Source organism: Vibrio sp. G-C-1 (assembly GCF_021728015.1).
GTDB classification, from domain to species: Bacteria; Pseudomonadota; Gammaproteobacteria; order Enterobacterales; family Vibrionaceae; genus Vibrio; species Vibrio splendidus.
The window spans coordinates 1-16,446 of the sequence record NZ_JAKKCR010000022.1; the positions used below are offsets into that span (position 1 = coordinate 1).

The 16,446-nt window shown below is 42.7% G+C and carries 14 protein-coding genes and 1 tRNA gene; 6 read left to right on the plus strand and 9 right to left on the minus strand.

What is annotated here, in order from left to right:
• Nucleotides 1-623: 623 nt before the first annotated feature.
• The 3 genes from L3V36_RS22460 to L3V36_RS22470 form a co-directional block, all read right to left on the minus strand.
• On the minus strand, nt 624-1,877 hold the full coding sequence (locus tag L3V36_RS22460; protein ID WP_065682696.1) for an HD-GYP domain-containing protein: 1,254 nt from the start codon (nt 1,875-1,877) through the stop codon (nt 624-626).
• Between the two features lie 83 nt (nt 1,878-1,960).
• Complete coding sequence (locus tag L3V36_RS22465) at nt 1,961-2,368, minus strand: VOC family protein (RefSeq protein WP_004735357.1); 408 nt, start codon at nt 2,366-2,368, stop codon at nt 1,961-1,963.
• A gap of 245 nt (nt 2,369-2,613) precedes the next feature.
• Nucleotides 2,614-2,698: transfer RNA gene (locus tag L3V36_RS22470), tRNA-Leu, on the minus strand.
• A 195-nt stretch (nt 2,699-2,893) separates the two neighbouring features.
• Between L3V36_RS22470 and L3V36_RS22475 the strand changes: the two genes are divergently transcribed.
• Nucleotides 2,894-3,370, plus strand: coding sequence for an RDD family protein (locus L3V36_RS22475; RefSeq protein WP_017083738.1), 477 nt, complete (start codon nt 2,894-2,896; stop codon nt 3,368-3,370).
• A gap of 63 nt (nt 3,371-3,433) precedes the next feature.
• Here the strand turns inward: L3V36_RS22475 and lptG are convergent, their stop codons facing one another.
• A complete protein-coding gene (gene lptG, locus L3V36_RS22480; RefSeq protein ID WP_017096070.1) occupies nt 3,434-4,504 on the minus strand; it encodes an LPS export ABC transporter permease LptG in 1,071 nt (356 codons plus the stop codon).
• A gap of 3 nt (nt 4,505-4,507) precedes the next feature.
• Nucleotides 4,508-5,608 carry an LPS export ABC transporter permease LptF gene (gene lptF / locus L3V36_RS22485; RefSeq protein WP_102482757.1) on the minus strand — a complete coding sequence of 367 codons (1,101 nt, stop codon included), beginning with the start codon at nt 5,606-5,608 and terminating at the stop codon, nt 4,508-4,510.
• Between the two features lie 192 nt (nt 5,609-5,800).
• Here lptF and pepA point away from each other — a divergent pair, with 192 nt between their 5' ends.
• From pepA to L3V36_RS22500, 3 genes are all read left to right on the plus strand, one after another.
• The gene (gene pepA / locus L3V36_RS22490) at nt 5,801-7,321 is read left to right on the plus strand and encodes a leucyl aminopeptidase (RefSeq protein WP_004735335.1); all 1,521 of its coding nucleotides are present in this window, start codon (nt 5,801-5,803) and stop codon (nt 7,319-7,321) included.
• Between the two features lie 106 nt (nt 7,322-7,427).
• A complete protein-coding gene (locus L3V36_RS22495; RefSeq protein WP_102462662.1) occupies nt 7,428-7,877 on the plus strand; it encodes a DNA polymerase III subunit chi in 450 nt (149 codons plus the stop codon).
• Nucleotides 7,878-7,980: 103 nt separating this feature from the next.
• Nucleotides 7,981-10,854 (plus strand): valine--tRNA ligase, encoded by a 2,874-nt coding sequence (locus L3V36_RS22500; RefSeq protein ID WP_102540118.1) that lies wholly within the window; start codon nt 7,981-7,983, stop codon nt 10,852-10,854.
• Nucleotides 10,855-11,001: 147 nt separating this feature from the next.
• Here L3V36_RS22500 and L3V36_RS22505 read toward each other — a convergent pair whose 3' ends face one another.
• Together L3V36_RS22505 and L3V36_RS22510 are read right to left on the minus strand one after the other, a co-directional pair.
• Nucleotides 11,002-12,003: a M48 family metallopeptidase gene (locus L3V36_RS22505; protein WP_102447241.1), complete on the minus strand. Its 1,002-nt coding sequence runs from the start codon at nt 12,001-12,003 to the stop codon at nt 11,002-11,004.
• On the minus strand, nt 12,004-13,176 hold the full coding sequence (locus L3V36_RS22510) for a YjgN family protein (protein ID WP_017096066.1): 1,173 nt from the start codon (nt 13,174-13,176) through the stop codon (nt 12,004-12,006).
• 331 nt (nt 13,177-13,507) lie between these two features.
• On the opposite strand from L3V36_RS22510, the gene L3V36_RS22515 reads away from it, so the two are divergent.
• Nucleotides 13,508-13,912: a DUF2061 domain-containing protein gene (locus tag L3V36_RS22515; RefSeq protein ID WP_102447242.1), complete on the plus strand. Its 405-nt coding sequence runs from the start codon at nt 13,508-13,510 to the stop codon at nt 13,910-13,912.
• Between the two features lie 79 nt (nt 13,913-13,991).
• Nucleotides 13,992-14,897, plus strand: coding sequence for a helix-turn-helix domain-containing GNAT family N-acetyltransferase (locus L3V36_RS22520; protein ID WP_017078781.1), 906 nt, complete (start codon nt 13,992-13,994; stop codon nt 14,895-14,897).
• 94 nt (nt 14,898-14,991) lie between these two features.
• On the opposite strand, the gene L3V36_RS22525 is transcribed toward L3V36_RS22520, so the two are convergent.
• Together L3V36_RS22525 and rraB are read right to left on the minus strand one after the other, a co-directional pair.
• Nucleotides 14,992-15,789, minus strand: coding sequence for a hypothetical protein (locus L3V36_RS22525; RefSeq protein ID WP_017083744.1), 798 nt, complete (start codon nt 15,787-15,789; stop codon nt 14,992-14,994).
• A 125-nt stretch (nt 15,790-15,914) separates the two neighbouring features.
• Nucleotides 15,915-16,331 (minus strand): ribonuclease E inhibitor RraB, encoded by a 417-nt coding sequence (gene rraB / locus L3V36_RS22530; protein ID WP_004735324.1) that lies wholly within the window; start codon nt 16,329-16,331, stop codon nt 15,915-15,917.
• Between the last annotated feature and the right edge of the window lie 115 nt (nt 16,332-16,446).

Consider the following 16,446-nt stretch of genomic DNA (forward strand, 5'->3'; position numbering starts at 1 on the left):
AACTCTTCAATTTAAGATTTTGTGACTCAACGAATACTGACTTCAAAACTAATATTCATGTAAACATGAACATGTAATTCTAAAGCTATTACCATTCCAACAGAATGGTAATGAATTGACTGTGCCGAATAACTACAAGTAGTTAAACGTATTGGTCACTCAGTTCATTGAAATCAAGTTTGTTACCGAAGTAACTGTTACTACCTAAGTAATAACGTTTTGATATTCATCAACGAGTGCCCACACAGATTGATAGGTTTAAATTGTTAAAGAGCTTCACTTGTTGAGCGTTCCTTTTAAGTAAGGAGCCTCTCGAAGTGGACGGCCATTCTAGCGTTTTAATTCTCAGTGTCAAACACTTATTGGGAATTAATTTCTACTTTTTAAAAGTAGGAGCGATTAAACGCTTTAAGCTAGTTGCCTTACCAACATTCTGCGCTGAAGCCTTGTGGCGTCTGCCGTGTCAGTGAGGCGGCATTATAGAGATGCAGCTCTTATTGGCAAGCATTAAATGCGTTTTTTATTGAAAAAAGAGGTTAAGCGAAGACATTTCAACCAAGGGCTTGTTTATACCACTTTTAACCCAAGTTTCGAACAAATTACTCACAACACCCTGTGGATAACTACTCGCCATTATCAAAAAAGTAAGATAAACGAGCCCTAGGGTTTAGATATTCTCTAACTTGTTCCGGTAACTTACTCGGATGAACTGCATTGACAATTTTTATCTCTTTAGTAAAGAGGTCAATGATCGGGGCTTGGGTTCTTGGCACGCTAGGATCATAGATCAGTACATTCGGGTAAAGCATGTGTTTGGCATTAACTGAAATCACTATTCCAATTGATTCATTTGAAAGCTGCACAACAGTGCCCGGTGGGTACACTCCCATAAACTTGACTAACAGACTCAAGTTATCCTGACTATATAGGTGTTTGCAGTTCTTATATAAATGAGAGAGTGCTAAGTAAGGGATCTTTTGCTGGGATTGCGCTTTACTGTGGCAAAGGTTATCAAATGCATTTGCTACCGCGACTATTTTTGCAAACTCATCTATACCATCTTCAGTTAAGCCTTCTGGATAACCTGAGCCGTCATTCATTTCGTGATGCTGACCAATCACTCTCTTCGCACTGTCAGGAAAACCCTCAATAGCCGTGACTATATCTACCCCATACTTAGTATGAAGTTTGAGATAATTCGCCTCTGGCACAGTCAAAGCAGCCTGCTTTCTTAGTATCGCTACGGGTATCTTTATTTTACCTATATCGTGAAACAACGCGGCAAATGAAAGGTCTTTCAACTGTTGCGTATTGTAGCCTTTTGCTTTACCAATCATTAATGCAACAACAGAGACATTTAATGTATGGAAGTAAATGTCTTCAAAGTCAGCTTTTGCATTCATGAGATGCAAGGTTACGTTGTCGTCACTCACTAGCGTTTCAACAATATCATCAACAAGAGCTTTAACCTCCCCTACCGCATCTAATGGGCGATTACGGATTTTGGTCATCACAGAACGCATTCGGGCAAGCGAACGTTCGAACTCTTTCTCGCAATGACTCACCCTACGACGGTAGGAGCTTAGAGTTTCGATACGCTCATGCTTATCTTTCCACATTCTTTCTGCTTTAAGACTTACTTGTAAATCAGTATCAAGGTCTTGTTCACTCACATGGTTTGCGGGTAAAGGTGATGTATCGCTTTGGTTCGGATTTATATAGACGTGCTTAATCCCAAGATGTCGAATTACTTGTACTTGAGCGTCATCTTTGATTTTAAAGCTGTTAAGTAGAAATGGGTGTTCATTCCATTTTACTGGGAGTCGTACATGTAGACCGGGCTGAATGCGATCTACGGTAATCTTTATGCTGCCCATTTTTATATATAATATTGATCAATAATCTCTATTTATAATTCTAATAAAACCGAGCAGCAATTTCACTATCCAATTTCACAGGTTCAACTTAAAGAATCACAGTGCACCATCCAACGTATGCCGAACTTATCTTCCACTTTACCAAACCGAGCTCCCCAAAACGTATCCGCCAAAGGTGTCATTATTCGCCCACCTTGCTTCAGATTTTCAAAGATTTGCTCTTGAGTCGCGGTATCCTCAGTAACAAGCGAGAGTGCAAGGTTGTTACCTTCGAGCTCTTTCGCTTTAACACCATCAGACATCATCAGCTTCATACCAAACGCTTCAAACTCTGCATGCATAATCCAATCAGGTTGAGCTCCCTCTATTACTTGTGGCGCATCACTAAAAAGTTGTTTCGATAAAACTACACCGCCAAAACATTTATGATAAAAATCCAACGCTTCGTTACAACGGCCATCAAAAAACAAGTAAGGCGTTACTGTCAGCATATATCTCTCCTCTATTATTCCTTTAAACATAGACAATAGAAGAGAGAATGGTAGGTAACATCATGATTTAAGATGATTAATTTATTAAGGAATAGAATTGCGAAGGGAAACGGTGTGGTTTAGGAATGAAACACCAAGATCTGACTGATTGAAAAAGCGTTCCTGCCGTTAAAACAAAAGTCAGCTTTTCTATTATCCAGATACAACAAAGCCCCGACTTGAGTCGAGGCTTTGTTATTTAAATATGGTACCGGTAGGCGGACTTGAACCGCCACGCCCGAAGGCAACGGATTTTGAATCCGTCGTGTATACCAATTTCACCATACCGGCGTTATCTTGGGGCGTTGCCCTTTCGATGTCTGGCATTATACGTATGCGAACTGATGTGGCAAGTATAAAAACTTGAATTCATGTGTGTTTGCCGATAATTTCGCCACTAAGTCATAAGCTGTGCGTCATGTCTCTTTTCACGCCAAGCCTTAGACTATATTCTGACGCCTAAATTTTTGAAGAAGTAATAACACCATGACATCAACAAACACAATGCCACCAGCAGGAGTAATGCGCCGATTTGGTGCCTTGTTCTATGACGCCCTTATCGTAATCGCTATTGAGATGCTGGCAGCTGGCGTCATTGTCGCTCTGCTGCATGCGCTCATGGCACTTGGCGTTTTTAACCATAGCGGTTATGCCGATGTTAGTGACTTCTTGAGCAACCATCCGATTTGGAGCCCTGCATATACCTTTTACTTAGTCGTAGTTTGGGTGTACTTCTTTGTATTCTTTTGGACAAGAGCAGGTCAAACGCTAGGAATGCGAGCTTGGAAACTGCGCATTCAAAACAAAGATGGCTCCGCTATTACTGTAACCCAAGCTCTGATTCGCTTAGGAACTTCAGGATTTGGATTAGCAAACTTATGTGTTCCATTCGATCCTCAGAAACGTGGTTTTCACGACATCTGGGCGAAGACCGAAGTAGTAGTGCTACCACAAGCACGATAACGCGATTAAACTTGCTACAGTCAAGATCAAAAAAGGAAGGCGTTATGCCTTCCTTTTTTCTATTTACAGTTTACGCCTCAAGAGCATTATGGCTATTCCGAGGAATACCACGCTAGGGGCTAGCGCACCAAAGGCCGGTGGTATTTGATAAACCAAACTGACCGGACCAAAGAACTCACTGGATATATAGAAGGTAAAACCTGCAATAACCCCCGAAAGAATCCTAGCTCCCATAGTCACACTTCGTAGTGGACCAAAGATAAACGACAATGCCATCAACATCATGACCGCTATCGAAATCGGCTGAGTTATCTTTCTCCATAAAGCGAGTTCATAGCGTGATGCATCTTGCTCCGAGGCTTTAAGGTAGGAAACATAATCGTACAACCCACTTAAAGACAGTTCTTCTGGTTTAACCGTTACGATCGCAAGCTTATCCGGAGCGAGTGATGTCTTCCATGAGTATGTCGGTAGGCTTTCTTTAGTAATTTGAAGCTCATTTTCGAAAGACGTGATCTCGACATCATTCATTGTCCAAACGTTGTCTCCAACGTAATCGACCTCTTCAGAGTATATCGCCGTCTTAAGTGCCTTATTCTCATCAAAGCGCCACATGTTCATACCATATAACTTCTGATCATCGATTTTGACAATGAAAATGAAGTCATTGGCATCACGTGCCCATACCCCACTTTGGGTAGAGATAATATTACCACCAGCAATCGATATAGTTCTTAAGTCACGAGCCATCTTCTGTGCTTGAGGCGCACCCCATTGACCAAGAAGAGTCACCACGATCATTAATGGAATTGCGGTTTTGAGCACCGATAGGCCAATATCTAACTTAGAGAAACCCGCCGCCTGCATCACCACCAGCTCAGAACTCGCAGCAAGCATACCCAATCCAATCAATGCACCAAGTAATGCGGCCATTGGAAAGAACATCTCGATATCACGAGGAACACTTAATAGAACGAAATACAGCGCTTGTAATAGATCATAGGTACCACGACCAACCTTTCTCAGCTGCTCTACGTACTTGATGATCCCAGAGAGACCAACAAACGTCACCAATACCAGTGACGTCGTTGCGATGATGGTTCTGCCTATATATAAATCGAGAATCTTAAACACGGCTTAAGCTAACCTTTTATTCTTGAATTTTTCTTTCAAACGCCTTACTGGCACGCTATCCATAAAGTTTGCACCAATTGCGACAAATAACAATAACGCATTAATTGGCCACATGCCGACTACCGCAGGGATACTCCCCTCTTCAATCGAAGATTTGGTTGCACTGATTGCTAAGAAATAGGTTAGGTAAATTAGAATAGCAGGCCCAATTTTAGCGAAACGACCTTGTCGAGGGTTCACCGCAGACAGTGGCACAACAAGCATGGTCAACAATGGAATACAAAGTACCAATGAAATTCGCCATTGTAATTCCGCTTTCGCACTGTTTTCTGGATTACCAATCAGTTCGAGTGTAGGAATAGCTTCCCAATCTCGACCTTTTTTCTTGACTTCACGCTGACCGATTAAGCCTTCGTACTCTTCAAAGTGCGTCACCATATAATCAAGACGAGTTGGCACACCTTCATGACGAGTACCGTCATACATCACAATCACTTGGCGACCATCACTGAGCTCTTTTATGTCTCCCGACTTGGAGAACATCACACTGGGTAATACTGAATCACGTGGACGCATCTGAGCAACGAACACATTTTCTAACTTATTGCCGTTAATATCATCGATAAACACGACAGAGGAACCATCCGGCGTGCCTTCAAACTTACCTTTTGGCAGCAAATCAACACTATTTTCTGCAGCCATCTCTTCATACATTTGTTCAACTTTATCTTGCGACCAAGGAGACAACCAAAATGAGTTGAAGGCAGCAACAGATGCAGTAATCAAAGCCAAATAAAGCGCCGATTGGATAAGGAATTTATTACCAATCCCAGTAGCATTCATTACGACTATTTCACTTTCAGCGTAAAGACGGCCAAAAGTAAGCAAAAGACCAATATAGATACTGAGTGGAAGCATCAACAAACCCATCGCTGGCATATTTAGACCAACAATCGACAATATGAGGCTCGCAGGAATATCACCATCAGAGGCGTCCGCTAAAACACTGATGAATTTTTGGCTGAGAAACACGAGAAAGAGAACAAAAAAGATCGCAAATTGGCTCTTGATTGTCTCGCGGATCAAATATCTAACAATAATCACGCTCAAATTACCTATACAAAACTTGTTTTTTTGATTGAATCACTATAATTTCCCGTTGAACCTTTTATTTTTTTAAATTTTTAGCTAAGTGTTAGCGTTCTTCTTTAAGGTTAGTTCCATTATAGGATCCAACAAGTAAGAACCCATTATCTAACATTTAGTTCGATTTGTCTTCAGGATGTAGGAGTACGCATGGAGTTCAGTGTAAAAAGTGGCAGCCCAGAGAAACAGCGCAGCGCATGTATCGTTGTCGGTGTATTCGAACCGCGCCGCCTTTCTCCAGTAGCCGAGCAATTAGATAAGATTAGCGATGGCTACATTAGTTCACTGCTTCGTCGCGGTGATCTAGAGGGTAAACCTGGCCAGATGCTGCTACTGCATCAAGTACCTGGTGTACTTTCAGAACGTGTTCTACTGGTAGGCTGTGGTAAAGAACGTGAGCTAGGCGAGCGTCAATACAAAGAAATTATCCAAAAAACCATCAGCACACTAAACGAAACAGGTTCTATGGAAGCAGTATGTTTCCTTACAGAACTTCACGTTAAAGGTCGCGACACTTACTGGAAAGTTCGTCAAGCGGTAGAAGCGACTAAAGATGGTCTTTACACATTCGACCAATTTAAGAGCAACAAACCAGAGACTCGTCGTCCATTGCGTAAATTGGTATTCAACGTACCAACTCGCCGCGAGCTAAGCCTTGGCGAAAAAGCGATCTCTCATGGTCTTGCTATTGCTTCAGGTGTGAAAGCATCTAAAGATCTTGGCAACATGCCACCGAACATCGCAAACCCGGCTTACCTAGCTTCTCAAGCTCGTCGTTTAGCTGACGATTATGAGACAGTAAAGACTAAGATCATAGGTGAAGAAGAGATGGAAAAGCTGGGTATGACTTCATACTTAGCTGTAGGCCGTGGCTCTAAGAACGAATCTATGATGTCTATCATGGAATACAAAGGTGCTGCTGACCCAAATGCAAAACCTATCGTTCTAGTCGGTAAAGGTCTTACTTTCGATTCAGGCGGTATCTCGCTTAAGCCTGGTGAAGGCATGGATGAAATGAAGTACGACATGTGTGGTGCTGCATCTGTATTCGGCACAATGAAAGCACTGGCGAAACTTAACTTGCCAATCAACGTTGTAGGTATCCTTGCAGGCTGTGAAAACATGCCAGGTAGCAATGCTTACCGCCCAGGTGACATTCTAACAACCATGTCAGGCCAAACCGTTGAAGTATTAAATACTGATGCAGAAGGTCGCTTGGTTCTATGTGATGCCCTAACTTACGTTGAGCGCTTTGAACCAGATTGTGTTGTCGATGTTGCTACGCTAACTGGTGCATGTGTTATCGCTCTAGGTCACCACATCAGTGGCGTTCTATCTAACCACAACCCACTGTCTCATGAACTTGTTAATGCTTCAGAGCAAGCAAGTGATCGCGCATGGCGTCTACCTATGGCAGACGAGTACCATGAGCAGCTGAACAGTCCGTTTGCTGATATGGCAAACATCGGTGGCCGCCCTGGCGGTACTATTACCGCAGGTTGTTTCCTGTCTAAATTCACTAAGAAGTACCACTGGGCTCACATCGACAGTGCAGGTACTGCGTGGAAGTCAGGTGCAGCGAAAGGCTCGACAGGTCGTCCTGTCTCAATGCTAGTCCAATTCTTATTGAACCGCAGCGGCCAAGAGACTGAAGAGCAATCTTCAAAATAATGAAAAGGGCCTACGGGCCCTTTTTTAATAAGCGCTATTTGTTAGACCCTGTTAACCAAGTAATATTGATATCCACGATTTTCAGTTCAAGTTTCGAGTGTTAAGTATGCAGACTGCCACGTTTTACATTGTGCCCTCAGACAGCCCGCAAGCCAGCGAAGATGGTTTTGCTCACTATGTGCTGTTTCTTACTCAGCACTTTGCTAAACAAGGCGCTAAACTTTATCTCAACTGCAATGACAAAGAACATGCCGAACGTATCGCTGAGGTTTTCTGGCAGGTCGAACCCAATGAATTTATTGCACATAACTTAGTTGGCGAAGGCCCAAAGTATTCAACCAACATCGAAATTGGCTATCAAGGCGTAAAACATAATTGGAATCGCCAACTGGTAATAAATCTGGCCGATAATAATACAACCTTTGCGAACGCCTTTGCTCAGGTGATAGACTTCGTTCCTTGCGAAGAAAAAGCTAAGCAACTCGCTCGAGAAAGGTATAAAATTTACCGTCAGGCTGGATATCAGCTACAAACTATCGAGATTCAACATCCATAGTCAAACCTCATAGTTAAAGCTATCTTTGGATTTAGATTCAAGAAGCTTCACTTATGAAGTTTGACCACGATTAACCATTCACAGTATCCGTTATAAGAGCACTATGGAAAAGACATACAACCCAACATCAATCGAACAAGCTCTGTATAAGACTTGGGAAGAGAAAGGCTACTTCAAGCCACACGGTGACACATCAAAAGAAGCTTACAGCATCATGATCCCGCCACCTAACGTCACTGGCAGCCTACACATGGGTCACGCGTTCCAAGATACGATCATGGATACGCTTATCCGTGCTCAACGTATGAAAGGCAAAAATACTCTTTGGCAAGTGGGTACTGACCACGCTGGTATCGCCACTCAAATGGTTGTTGAGCGTAAGATCGCCGCTGAAGAAGGCAAAACAAAACACGACTACGGCCGTGAAGCTTTCATCGACAAGATCTGGGAATGGAAAGGCGAATCAGGTGGCACGATCACTCAACAACTTCGTCGTCTTGGTGCTTCTGTAGATTGGGATCGTGAGCGATTCACTATGGATGACGGCCTATCGGCTGCGACTCAAGAAGTGTTTGTTCGTCTATACGAAGAAGACCTAATCTACCGTGGTAAGCGCCTAGTAAACTGGGATCCTAAACTGCACACTGCTATTTCTGATCTTGAAGTTGAAAACAAAGACAAAAAAGGTTTCATGTGGCACTTCCGCTACCCGCTAGCGAATGGTGTTAAAACCGCTGACGGCAAAGACTACATTGTCGTTGCGACTACGCGTCCTGAAACCATGCTTGGTGATACAGGCGTTGCAGTTAACCCTGAAGATCCTCGCTACAAAGATCTTATCGGTAAAGAAATCCTGCTTCCGATCGTAAATCGTCTTATCCCTATCGTAGGTGATGAGCACGCTGACATGGATAAAGGCACAGGCTGTGTAAAAATTACGCCAGCTCATGACTTTAACGATTACGAAGTGGGCAAGCGCCATAGCCTACCAATGATCAACATCCTAACGTTCAACGGTGATATCCGTGATGCGGCTGAAATCTTCACAACTAACGGTGAAGAGAGCGATGTATACTCAACAGAGCTTCCAGCTAAATACCAAGGTATGGAACGCTTTGCAGCTCGTCGTGCAACGGTTGCTGAATTTGAAGAGCTAGGCCTACTTGAAGAAATCAAAGATCACGATCTAACCGTTCCTTATGGCGACCGTGGTGGCGTTGTTATCGAACCAATGCTGACTGACCAATGGTACGTGCGTACAGCACCTCTTGCTGCTCCTGCTGTTAAAGCCGTTGAAGATGGTGAGATCCAATTCGTACCTAAGCAATATGAAAACATGTACTTCGCGTGGATGCGTGACGTGCAAGACTGGTGTATCTCTCGTCAACTTTGGTGGGGTCACCGTATCCCAGCATGGTACGACAACGATGGTAAAGTTTACGTAGGTCGTACTGAAGAAGAAGTTCGTGAAAAGAACAACCTTTCACCGGTAATTGTTCTTAAGCAAGACAACGACGTTCTTGATACCTGGTTCTCTTCTGCACTTTGGACGTTCGGCACACAAGGCTGGCCTGAAGATACTGAAGCAATGAAAACATTCCACCCATCAGAAGTACTAGTATCTGGTTTTGATATTATCTTCTTCTGGGTTGCTCGTATGATCATGATGACCATGCACTTCGTGAAAGACGAAGATGGCAAGGCTCAAGTACCTTTCAAAACAGTTTACATGACGGGCCTTATCCGTGATGAAAACGGCGACAAGATGTCTAAGTCGAAAGGTAACGTACTTGACCCAATCGATATGATTGACGGCATCGGCCTTGAAGAGCTAGTAGAAAAGCGTTGTGGCAACATGATGCAACCTAAACTGGCTGCTAAGATCGAAAAAGCGACGCGTAAAACTTTCGAAGATGGTATCGAACCGTACGGTACTGATGCACTGCGTTTCACTCTTGCAGCTATGGCTTCAACTGGCCGTGACATCAACTGGGACATGAAGCGTCTTGAAGGTTACCGTAACTTCTGTAACAAGCTATGGAACGCAAGCCGTTACGTACTGATGAATACAGAAGAGCACGATTGTGGCATGTCACTGTCTGTTGAAGACCGTGCAAACATGGAATTCTCTCTAGCAGACAAGTGGATTGAATCTCAGTTTGAAGTTGCAGCGAAAGAGTTTAACGCTCACCTAGACAACTACCGTCTAGACATGGCGGCAAACACGCTTTACGAATTCATCTGGAACCAATTCTGTGACTGGTACCTAGAGCTAACGAAACCTGTTCTTTGGAAGGGTACTGAAGCTCAACAACAAGCGACTCGTTACACGCTTATCACGGTTCTAGAGAAGACTCTACGTCTTGCTCACCCTGTTCTTCCTTACATCACTGAATCTATCTGGCAGAGCGTTAAGCCGCTAGTAGACGGCGTTGAAGGCGAGACCATCATGACTCAAGCGCTTCCTCAGTTTAATGAAGCTAACTTCAATGCTGAGATCGTTGACGACATCGAATGGGTTAAAACTTTCATCACAGCTATCCGTAACCTACGTGCGGAATACGACATTGCACCAAGCCAAGGCTTAGAGGTAATGATCAAAGTCGCTGATGAGAAAGATGCAACTCGTATCGAAGCAAATAAGATCGTTCTTACTTCTCTAGCTAAGCTAGACGATATTAAAGTTCTAGCAGACGGCGAAGCGACTCCAGCTTGCGCAACTAAGCTTGTTGGCAAATCTGAGCTGATGATCCCAATGGCGGGTCTTATCGACAAAGATGCTGAGCTTGCTCGTCTAGATAAAGAAGTAGCGAAGACTCACGGTGAGATTAAGCGTATCGAAGGTAAGCTAGGTAACGAAGGTTTTGTTGCTAAAGCACCAGAAGCGGTTATCGCGAAAGAGCGTGAAAAGCTTGAAGGCTACCAAGAGACTCTTGTTAAGCTAGAAGAGCAAAAAGCGACAATCGCAGCTTTATAATCCATGCGATAGTTTTTAAGTAAGAAAAAGGGCAGATAATAATCTGCCCTTTTTATTGTTTAAAATTCGGCTTCAATTGTTTGATTAATACATTCACATTAGATAACAATGACTTACACATTAACACTAGCCTTCACCAGCAAACAACTAATGTACGTCCCTCAATGATTCAATCCGTTCACCCAATTCAGGATGAGAACTGAGCCATGTGGGTAGTTCAGCATGTCCATCAGAACCTTTTCCTAACAATTCAAACATCTCAATCATAGCTTGATTAGAACCATGCAGCTCGATCATCAAATAGGAAGCAAATGAATCCGCTTCTCGCTCTGCATCTTGTGATTGACCATTATTTGCAACAAACACACCAAGACCAGTAAGGTTATCAATGATCCCAGAGCTTTCACCAGTCAAAGCCGCCACAGTTACTGATAACAAACTTGATCGAACCAATACCTTCATTACATGCTGGTGCTGAACATGTCCTAATTCATGTAACAAGATACTGTCTAGTTGCTCTTCCGTTGTAGTCAATCTAACGAGATCATCTAATACGATGATTGTCCCAGCACTCAGCGCAAAAGCATTGGCGCCAAGCTCTGAAGAACGAAAAACCAACTGTACATCGCCTTCAATACTCATTTTTTGCAGCTGCCTTTCAAAGCGCTGTCGAATGTGGCGCTGTCGTTCTTCCGACAGAGTGGAGCTCTCAAAGAACTGTTCATCTAAAGACTCTAAAACCTGACTTTCAACCAGCCTAGGCACCGAATCAGGTAGATAAGTGACTATTTGATGAGTTAACCACGGGATCCCATGAGTGAACATAGAAATAGTAAGTAACACGAGAACAACACTACTAACTAAGATAGCCGTGATGTTCTTCTCTAATTTACCTAAGAAATTATGTTTACCTCTGTCTCTCAAATAGGCGTCCAGCTCATCACTTTCCTCCGAGATAAATTGCCATCCATCTGGGAATTTGAGCTTTGTTGGAGCGGATCCAACGCCTCGCATAATTTCAACACGTTCAAAATATGCAGAAACAATAGAGCCATCCACACTCAGGAGTAGTTTATCAGGGTGAGAGATATCTAAAATGGCCTCGCAGCGTTCAGAACTACGAGGCGGGTGTGCAACACCAGAGATCATTTAGCCAATACCAAGATCAACATTAAACGCTTGAGCTATTTCATCAGAAATAGCCGATTCCACATCAGACGGTTGGTCGTTTGCTACTAGTAAATCTAAGTTACCTTGAACATACGTATTCTCCGACAAGTAGTTCATCGTTCTTACCATCACCCATGGTCTAGCTAACCCGAGGGTAATCACTTGAAGTAAGAAGTTAGTTAATACTAAAAACATGTAGCTTTTTATCGTTAATGTCGAAGCGAAACTTAACGTTGAATCGGCCTCATTTTCTTTTCCTTCAAGCACTAATTCAGAAAAGGTGTAATTTCTAATTTTTACTTGAATGTAAGCAGCAATCGCAATACTCATAACAATGAAAGCAAAGTAATAAGCAACCATCATTGAAGTCAAACTTCCGTTGTTAGCGATTTCGGATAACGACTCAGGGTTGCTGATCATGTTGAAGCCAACGGCACTGAAGAGAGCCAAGACGGCAACAATAGAGACAACCAGCCATGCAATCATACTGGTTAAGTATACTTTGAAATAAAAGCCATCTTGGTAATCAGCTTTAAACTGACGATCGCCATAGCGATAGCCATTAGAAAAATAATTGGCGATACCGGCAAGTAGCCAGGATTGTAAATAAACATAAGAAGGTATGGATATTAAAATGGCGATGCCACCAGCAATCATGTTCATTTGCATCGTAAATATTATTGCCATGATTGCCGTAAATACGCCGACACCCACAACAAGACCACGCCCAAGAATTGCCCAGTAGGCTCCGGAAACAGTACCATGGAAAGAGAAGTGAACATTTCGAAAGCTTGTCATTGCAGAATCAAAACGAGCATTACTGCGAGATAACAATGGTAACAATGCAAAAAATACCAGTAATAAAACCAATGCAACCTGAGGAGCAAATTGATTACTGATTCCCCAAGCGACTACACAAATCAACGCAATGATTCGCCCTTTCAATATTTGCATGGGCTTACCATGATATTCAAAGCTATCACTACCAATAAATGTATTCCCATAAAAGTAACGTTTATTTCGAACTTTCGCCCAAGCCGAATAAATACCGAGCGTGATCACGGATAGTAGAATGTTAACAATCCATATTCCAAAATACTCTTTCCCTTTTCCACTAAAGAGAACCTTAGTTTCCAACGCTTTGTTTTCCATTTTAACTCCATCTGACGTTTATCATTAAACCATGCGCATCTTGGTGCGCATTGAGAGGTTGCACGCTATAGAAACACGCCGTGCTAATCAATAACCTGAATGGATAAATCAAAGGGAGTTATCATAGTTTTTGCAAATGATAACAAGGAGTTGAATAAGCCTTACTAAGATATTTATCACTATACAGTTACATTCAACCAGAGATTATTTTACCCCTAGAATCCTTTGATAGGTTTCATCTATCGAATTAATTTCTACAACCCATTTTAACTAATGATAATAATTCTCAATAATAGACCTATCGAAACAACACAACGATTGAGTAATTATCATGAAAAAGACACTAACCTTTGCCGCATTACATTTTACTATCGCATTTAGTGTCGCTTACGTACTAACAGGCGACATCTTAATTGGCAGCTTAATTGCCATGATTGAGCCCTCTGTGAATACTGTGGCCTTCTATTTTCATGAAAAGGCTTGGGCTCAAGTTCTAGCGCTTAAAGCTCGTCAGTGGATGACTAAATTAAAAACAGCAAGCTTCGCTACTATCCACTTTAGTGTTGCCTTTACCGTTGTCTACTTATTGACTGGCGATGCCTTTGTTGGTGGTGTGATGGCAACGTTAGAACCCGCTTTGAATTCCGTGGCTTACTACTTCCATGAGAAAGTTTGGCTACGAAAAGCAGAAAGCCAAACAACACAGCCACAGTTTTGTTTGCACCAACACGCTTAACCTAGAGAGTTTATTGTTGACATAGTTGCGACGCGCAATTAAATTATAGTTGTACATCGCAACCATATTGAGAGGCAACATGACTTCAGCACAACTTAGAGAATTATCACGTCAGCTCGTTCGACAGCTTGGAATGCTCGACAAAGATTGTGGTGATATTGCCCTACCTCCGATTCAAGCGCATACGCTTATCGAACTAGAGCAGCAGCCATTAACCGTGAATCAATTAGCGGATAAGCTCAATATTGATAAGTCCAACGCCAGTAGAGCAGTCAATAATCTAGCGAAGAACTCGTTAATCCAAACCTCGCCACACCCTAACGATAAGCGCAGTGTTGTTGCTTCAGTAACAGAGCAAGGGATAAACACTCTTGCCAAACTTCACAATCAACAAAATCAATTTTATGACTCGGTACTTGAGCGTTTAACGGAAGCGGAAACTCAACAAGTTTCGGGGGGAATCGAGCACTACCTTAAAGCACTGCAACAAAGCCACGCTTCAAGTGATGTGGTGGTTCGTCCCCTACAACAGCAAGACAACACCGTAGTGGCCAATGTGATTCGCCAAGTCTCTTATGAGAACGGGCTAACCGAAGATAAAGGTTATGGTGTGGCAGATCCCACCTTAGAAGACATGTTCAGTGTTTATAACAATGAAAGATCTCAGTATTGGGTAATTGAACTTGATGGAAAGGTTGTCGGTGGTGGTGGATTTGCACCATTAGCAGGTATGCCAGAAGTCTGTGAACTGCAAAAGATGTACTTCTTGCCAGAAACAAGAGGCAAAGGCTTAGCGAAGAGGTTGGTTAATATGTCGATGGAGAAAGCTAAGGAACTGGGTTATCAACATATGTATCTAGAAACGACCGAATGCCTTAATGCCGCCGTAAAACTTTACGAAAAATTGGGCTTTGAACACCTTGATTCAGCTTGGGGAGAAACAGGCCATGACGCTTGTGAGGTTGTCATGGCCAAAACGCTATAATGTGTTTTTGAAATAGGGTTAGCGTCGGCAGTTCATCAGATGATAAGCAAGTGAGCGAATTGATTCCTTACGTAACGGGCCAATTAAATAACCGCTAACTACGCAAAAAATTACTGACGCAAGAAGCTGGATTCAAGGCGACAAAAGAGCTCTCTTCCTGCCCATCAAGTACCACTTCTAACGAGTATAAATGTTTAGGGTTAGGATTCTCAATATCAAAAATGATCGGCGCCTCAACCTGGAAAACAACACCCGTATGTTCTGCTCGCACATCTATCGGCATCACCAATGTCATACCATTAAACTTGATTGATGCCGATATTAGCCCCGGCTTTAGCGTTTGATAGATAACATCCACTTTGAACTCACAACCACCACCGTAATGCCAGATCTGCTCTGTCACCACTTGCTCAAGCTTGACGTGACGAACGAACTGCAGATATGGCGCTTGCCAGATTCCGATACGAGAATCCGATTTAGAGACAGCCGGTGAAGAGACTGACTCATCCATATCCTCTTCAAGCAACAGGCTCTCCTCTTCTTCAAGGAAAAGAATCTCAAAACGGTTGCGACCAGACTGCATGTAAGGTCGAATATCTTTACGATATTCGACTTGGCTACCATCACAATCAAACACGGCAACGCCATTGAGTCGCACTTCCGCAAAGTAATCAACACCTGCCATTACTAACTCAACAAACGGGCACGCCAACATCGCATCATCCACTTCGATGTCATGCATCAGGTGCCACTCTTGCTCTGCGATTTCACTTTCACTCAAGCTATCAGGAAGCTTTGAACTTAACGGAGCCGGAAAGGTAATGTCATCTTGTGGAATAGAGAGATCCGTTAGTGGCGATATTTGCCAAAGACCATCGAGAGGTAATCGCATAGCATTCCTTGAGCTAGATCAATTTTGACCGCATTATAATGAATGAATGCATATAAAGACATTTATTTTTCTGAGGATAAAAAAATGCCAGCTCAAGGCTGGCATTCTTTAAAACTGGGAAGAAATTACTCTTCGTCTTCATCATCTTCGTCAGGGTAGATAGCATCTTCACCTTCGTAGTAAGTGCCCCAACCGTCGTAGATAATGTCAAACTTCTCTGCAAGATTTACAAGCTTCTCAACTTGCTCATCAATCGCTTCTGCATTCAGAGTACACTGCATCGTTGCATCACAACAAAGTAGCTTATTGCCATCTTCGTCTTCTGTCTCTTCAGCTTCAAGCACTTCAAAGCCCATTTTGAATGCTTCAACAACGGCTTTCTCAAGTACTGCGAAATCTTCAGCAAAAAGGTGATGCTCGATATCGTATAGAGCTTCAGGATCGCTACCATCTTCGATTAGTGCTTCAATGATGTCGCGAGTCTCTCCTTTTTGAAATTCAATTAATTCCGCTACTGATAGATATTCATCTTCGTGAGACATGTGTCTGCTCCAGAGTGTTGACTATGAAAAGATCAAATTTGATTGCCACGAAATATGGCATGGATCGCCTAGAAAAGCCACCTAGATCAGGTATAGAAGAGTAAGTTTATCGCTA

Bases quoted from the DNA above. Each gene is read 5' to 3' on its own strand.
- L3V36_RS22460 (WP_065682696.1), bottom strand. From the start codon at position 1,877: ATGGGCAGCATAAAGATTACCGTAGATCGCATTCAGCCCGGTCTACAT.
- L3V36_RS22465 (WP_004735357.1), bottom strand. From the start codon at position 2,368: ATGCTGACAGTAACGCCTTACTTGTTTTTTGATGGCCGTTGTAACGAA.
- L3V36_RS22475 (WP_017083738.1), top strand. From the start codon at position 2,894: ATGACATCAACAAACACAATGCCACCAGCAGGAGTAATGCGCCGATTT.
- pepA (WP_004735335.1), top strand. From the start codon at position 5,801: ATGGAGTTCAGTGTAAAAAGTGGCAGCCCAGAGAAACAGCGCAGCGCA.
- L3V36_RS22495 (WP_102462662.1), top strand. From the start codon at position 7,428: ATGCAGACTGCCACGTTTTACATTGTGCCCTCAGACAGCCCGCAAGCC.
- L3V36_RS22500 (WP_102540118.1), top strand. From the start codon at position 7,981: ATGGAAAAGACATACAACCCAACATCAATCGAACAAGCTCTGTATAAG.
- L3V36_RS22505 (WP_102447241.1), bottom strand. From the start codon at position 12,003: ATGATCTCTGGTGTTGCACACCCGCCTCGTAGTTCTGAACGCTGCGAG.
- L3V36_RS22510 (WP_017096066.1), bottom strand. From the start codon at position 13,176: ATGGAAAACAAAGCGTTGGAAACTAAGGTTCTCTTTAGTGGAAAAGGG.
- L3V36_RS22515 (WP_102447242.1), top strand. From the start codon at position 13,508: ATGAAAAAGACACTAACCTTTGCCGCATTACATTTTACTATCGCATTT.
- L3V36_RS22520 (WP_017078781.1), top strand. From the start codon at position 13,992: ATGACTTCAGCACAACTTAGAGAATTATCACGTCAGCTCGTTCGACAG.
- L3V36_RS22525 (WP_017083744.1), bottom strand. From the start codon at position 15,789: ATGCGATTACCTCTCGATGGTCTTTGGCAAATATCGCCACTAACGGAT.
- rraB (WP_004735324.1), bottom strand. From the start codon at position 16,331: ATGTCTCACGAAGATGAATATCTATCAGTAGCGGAATTAATTGAATTT.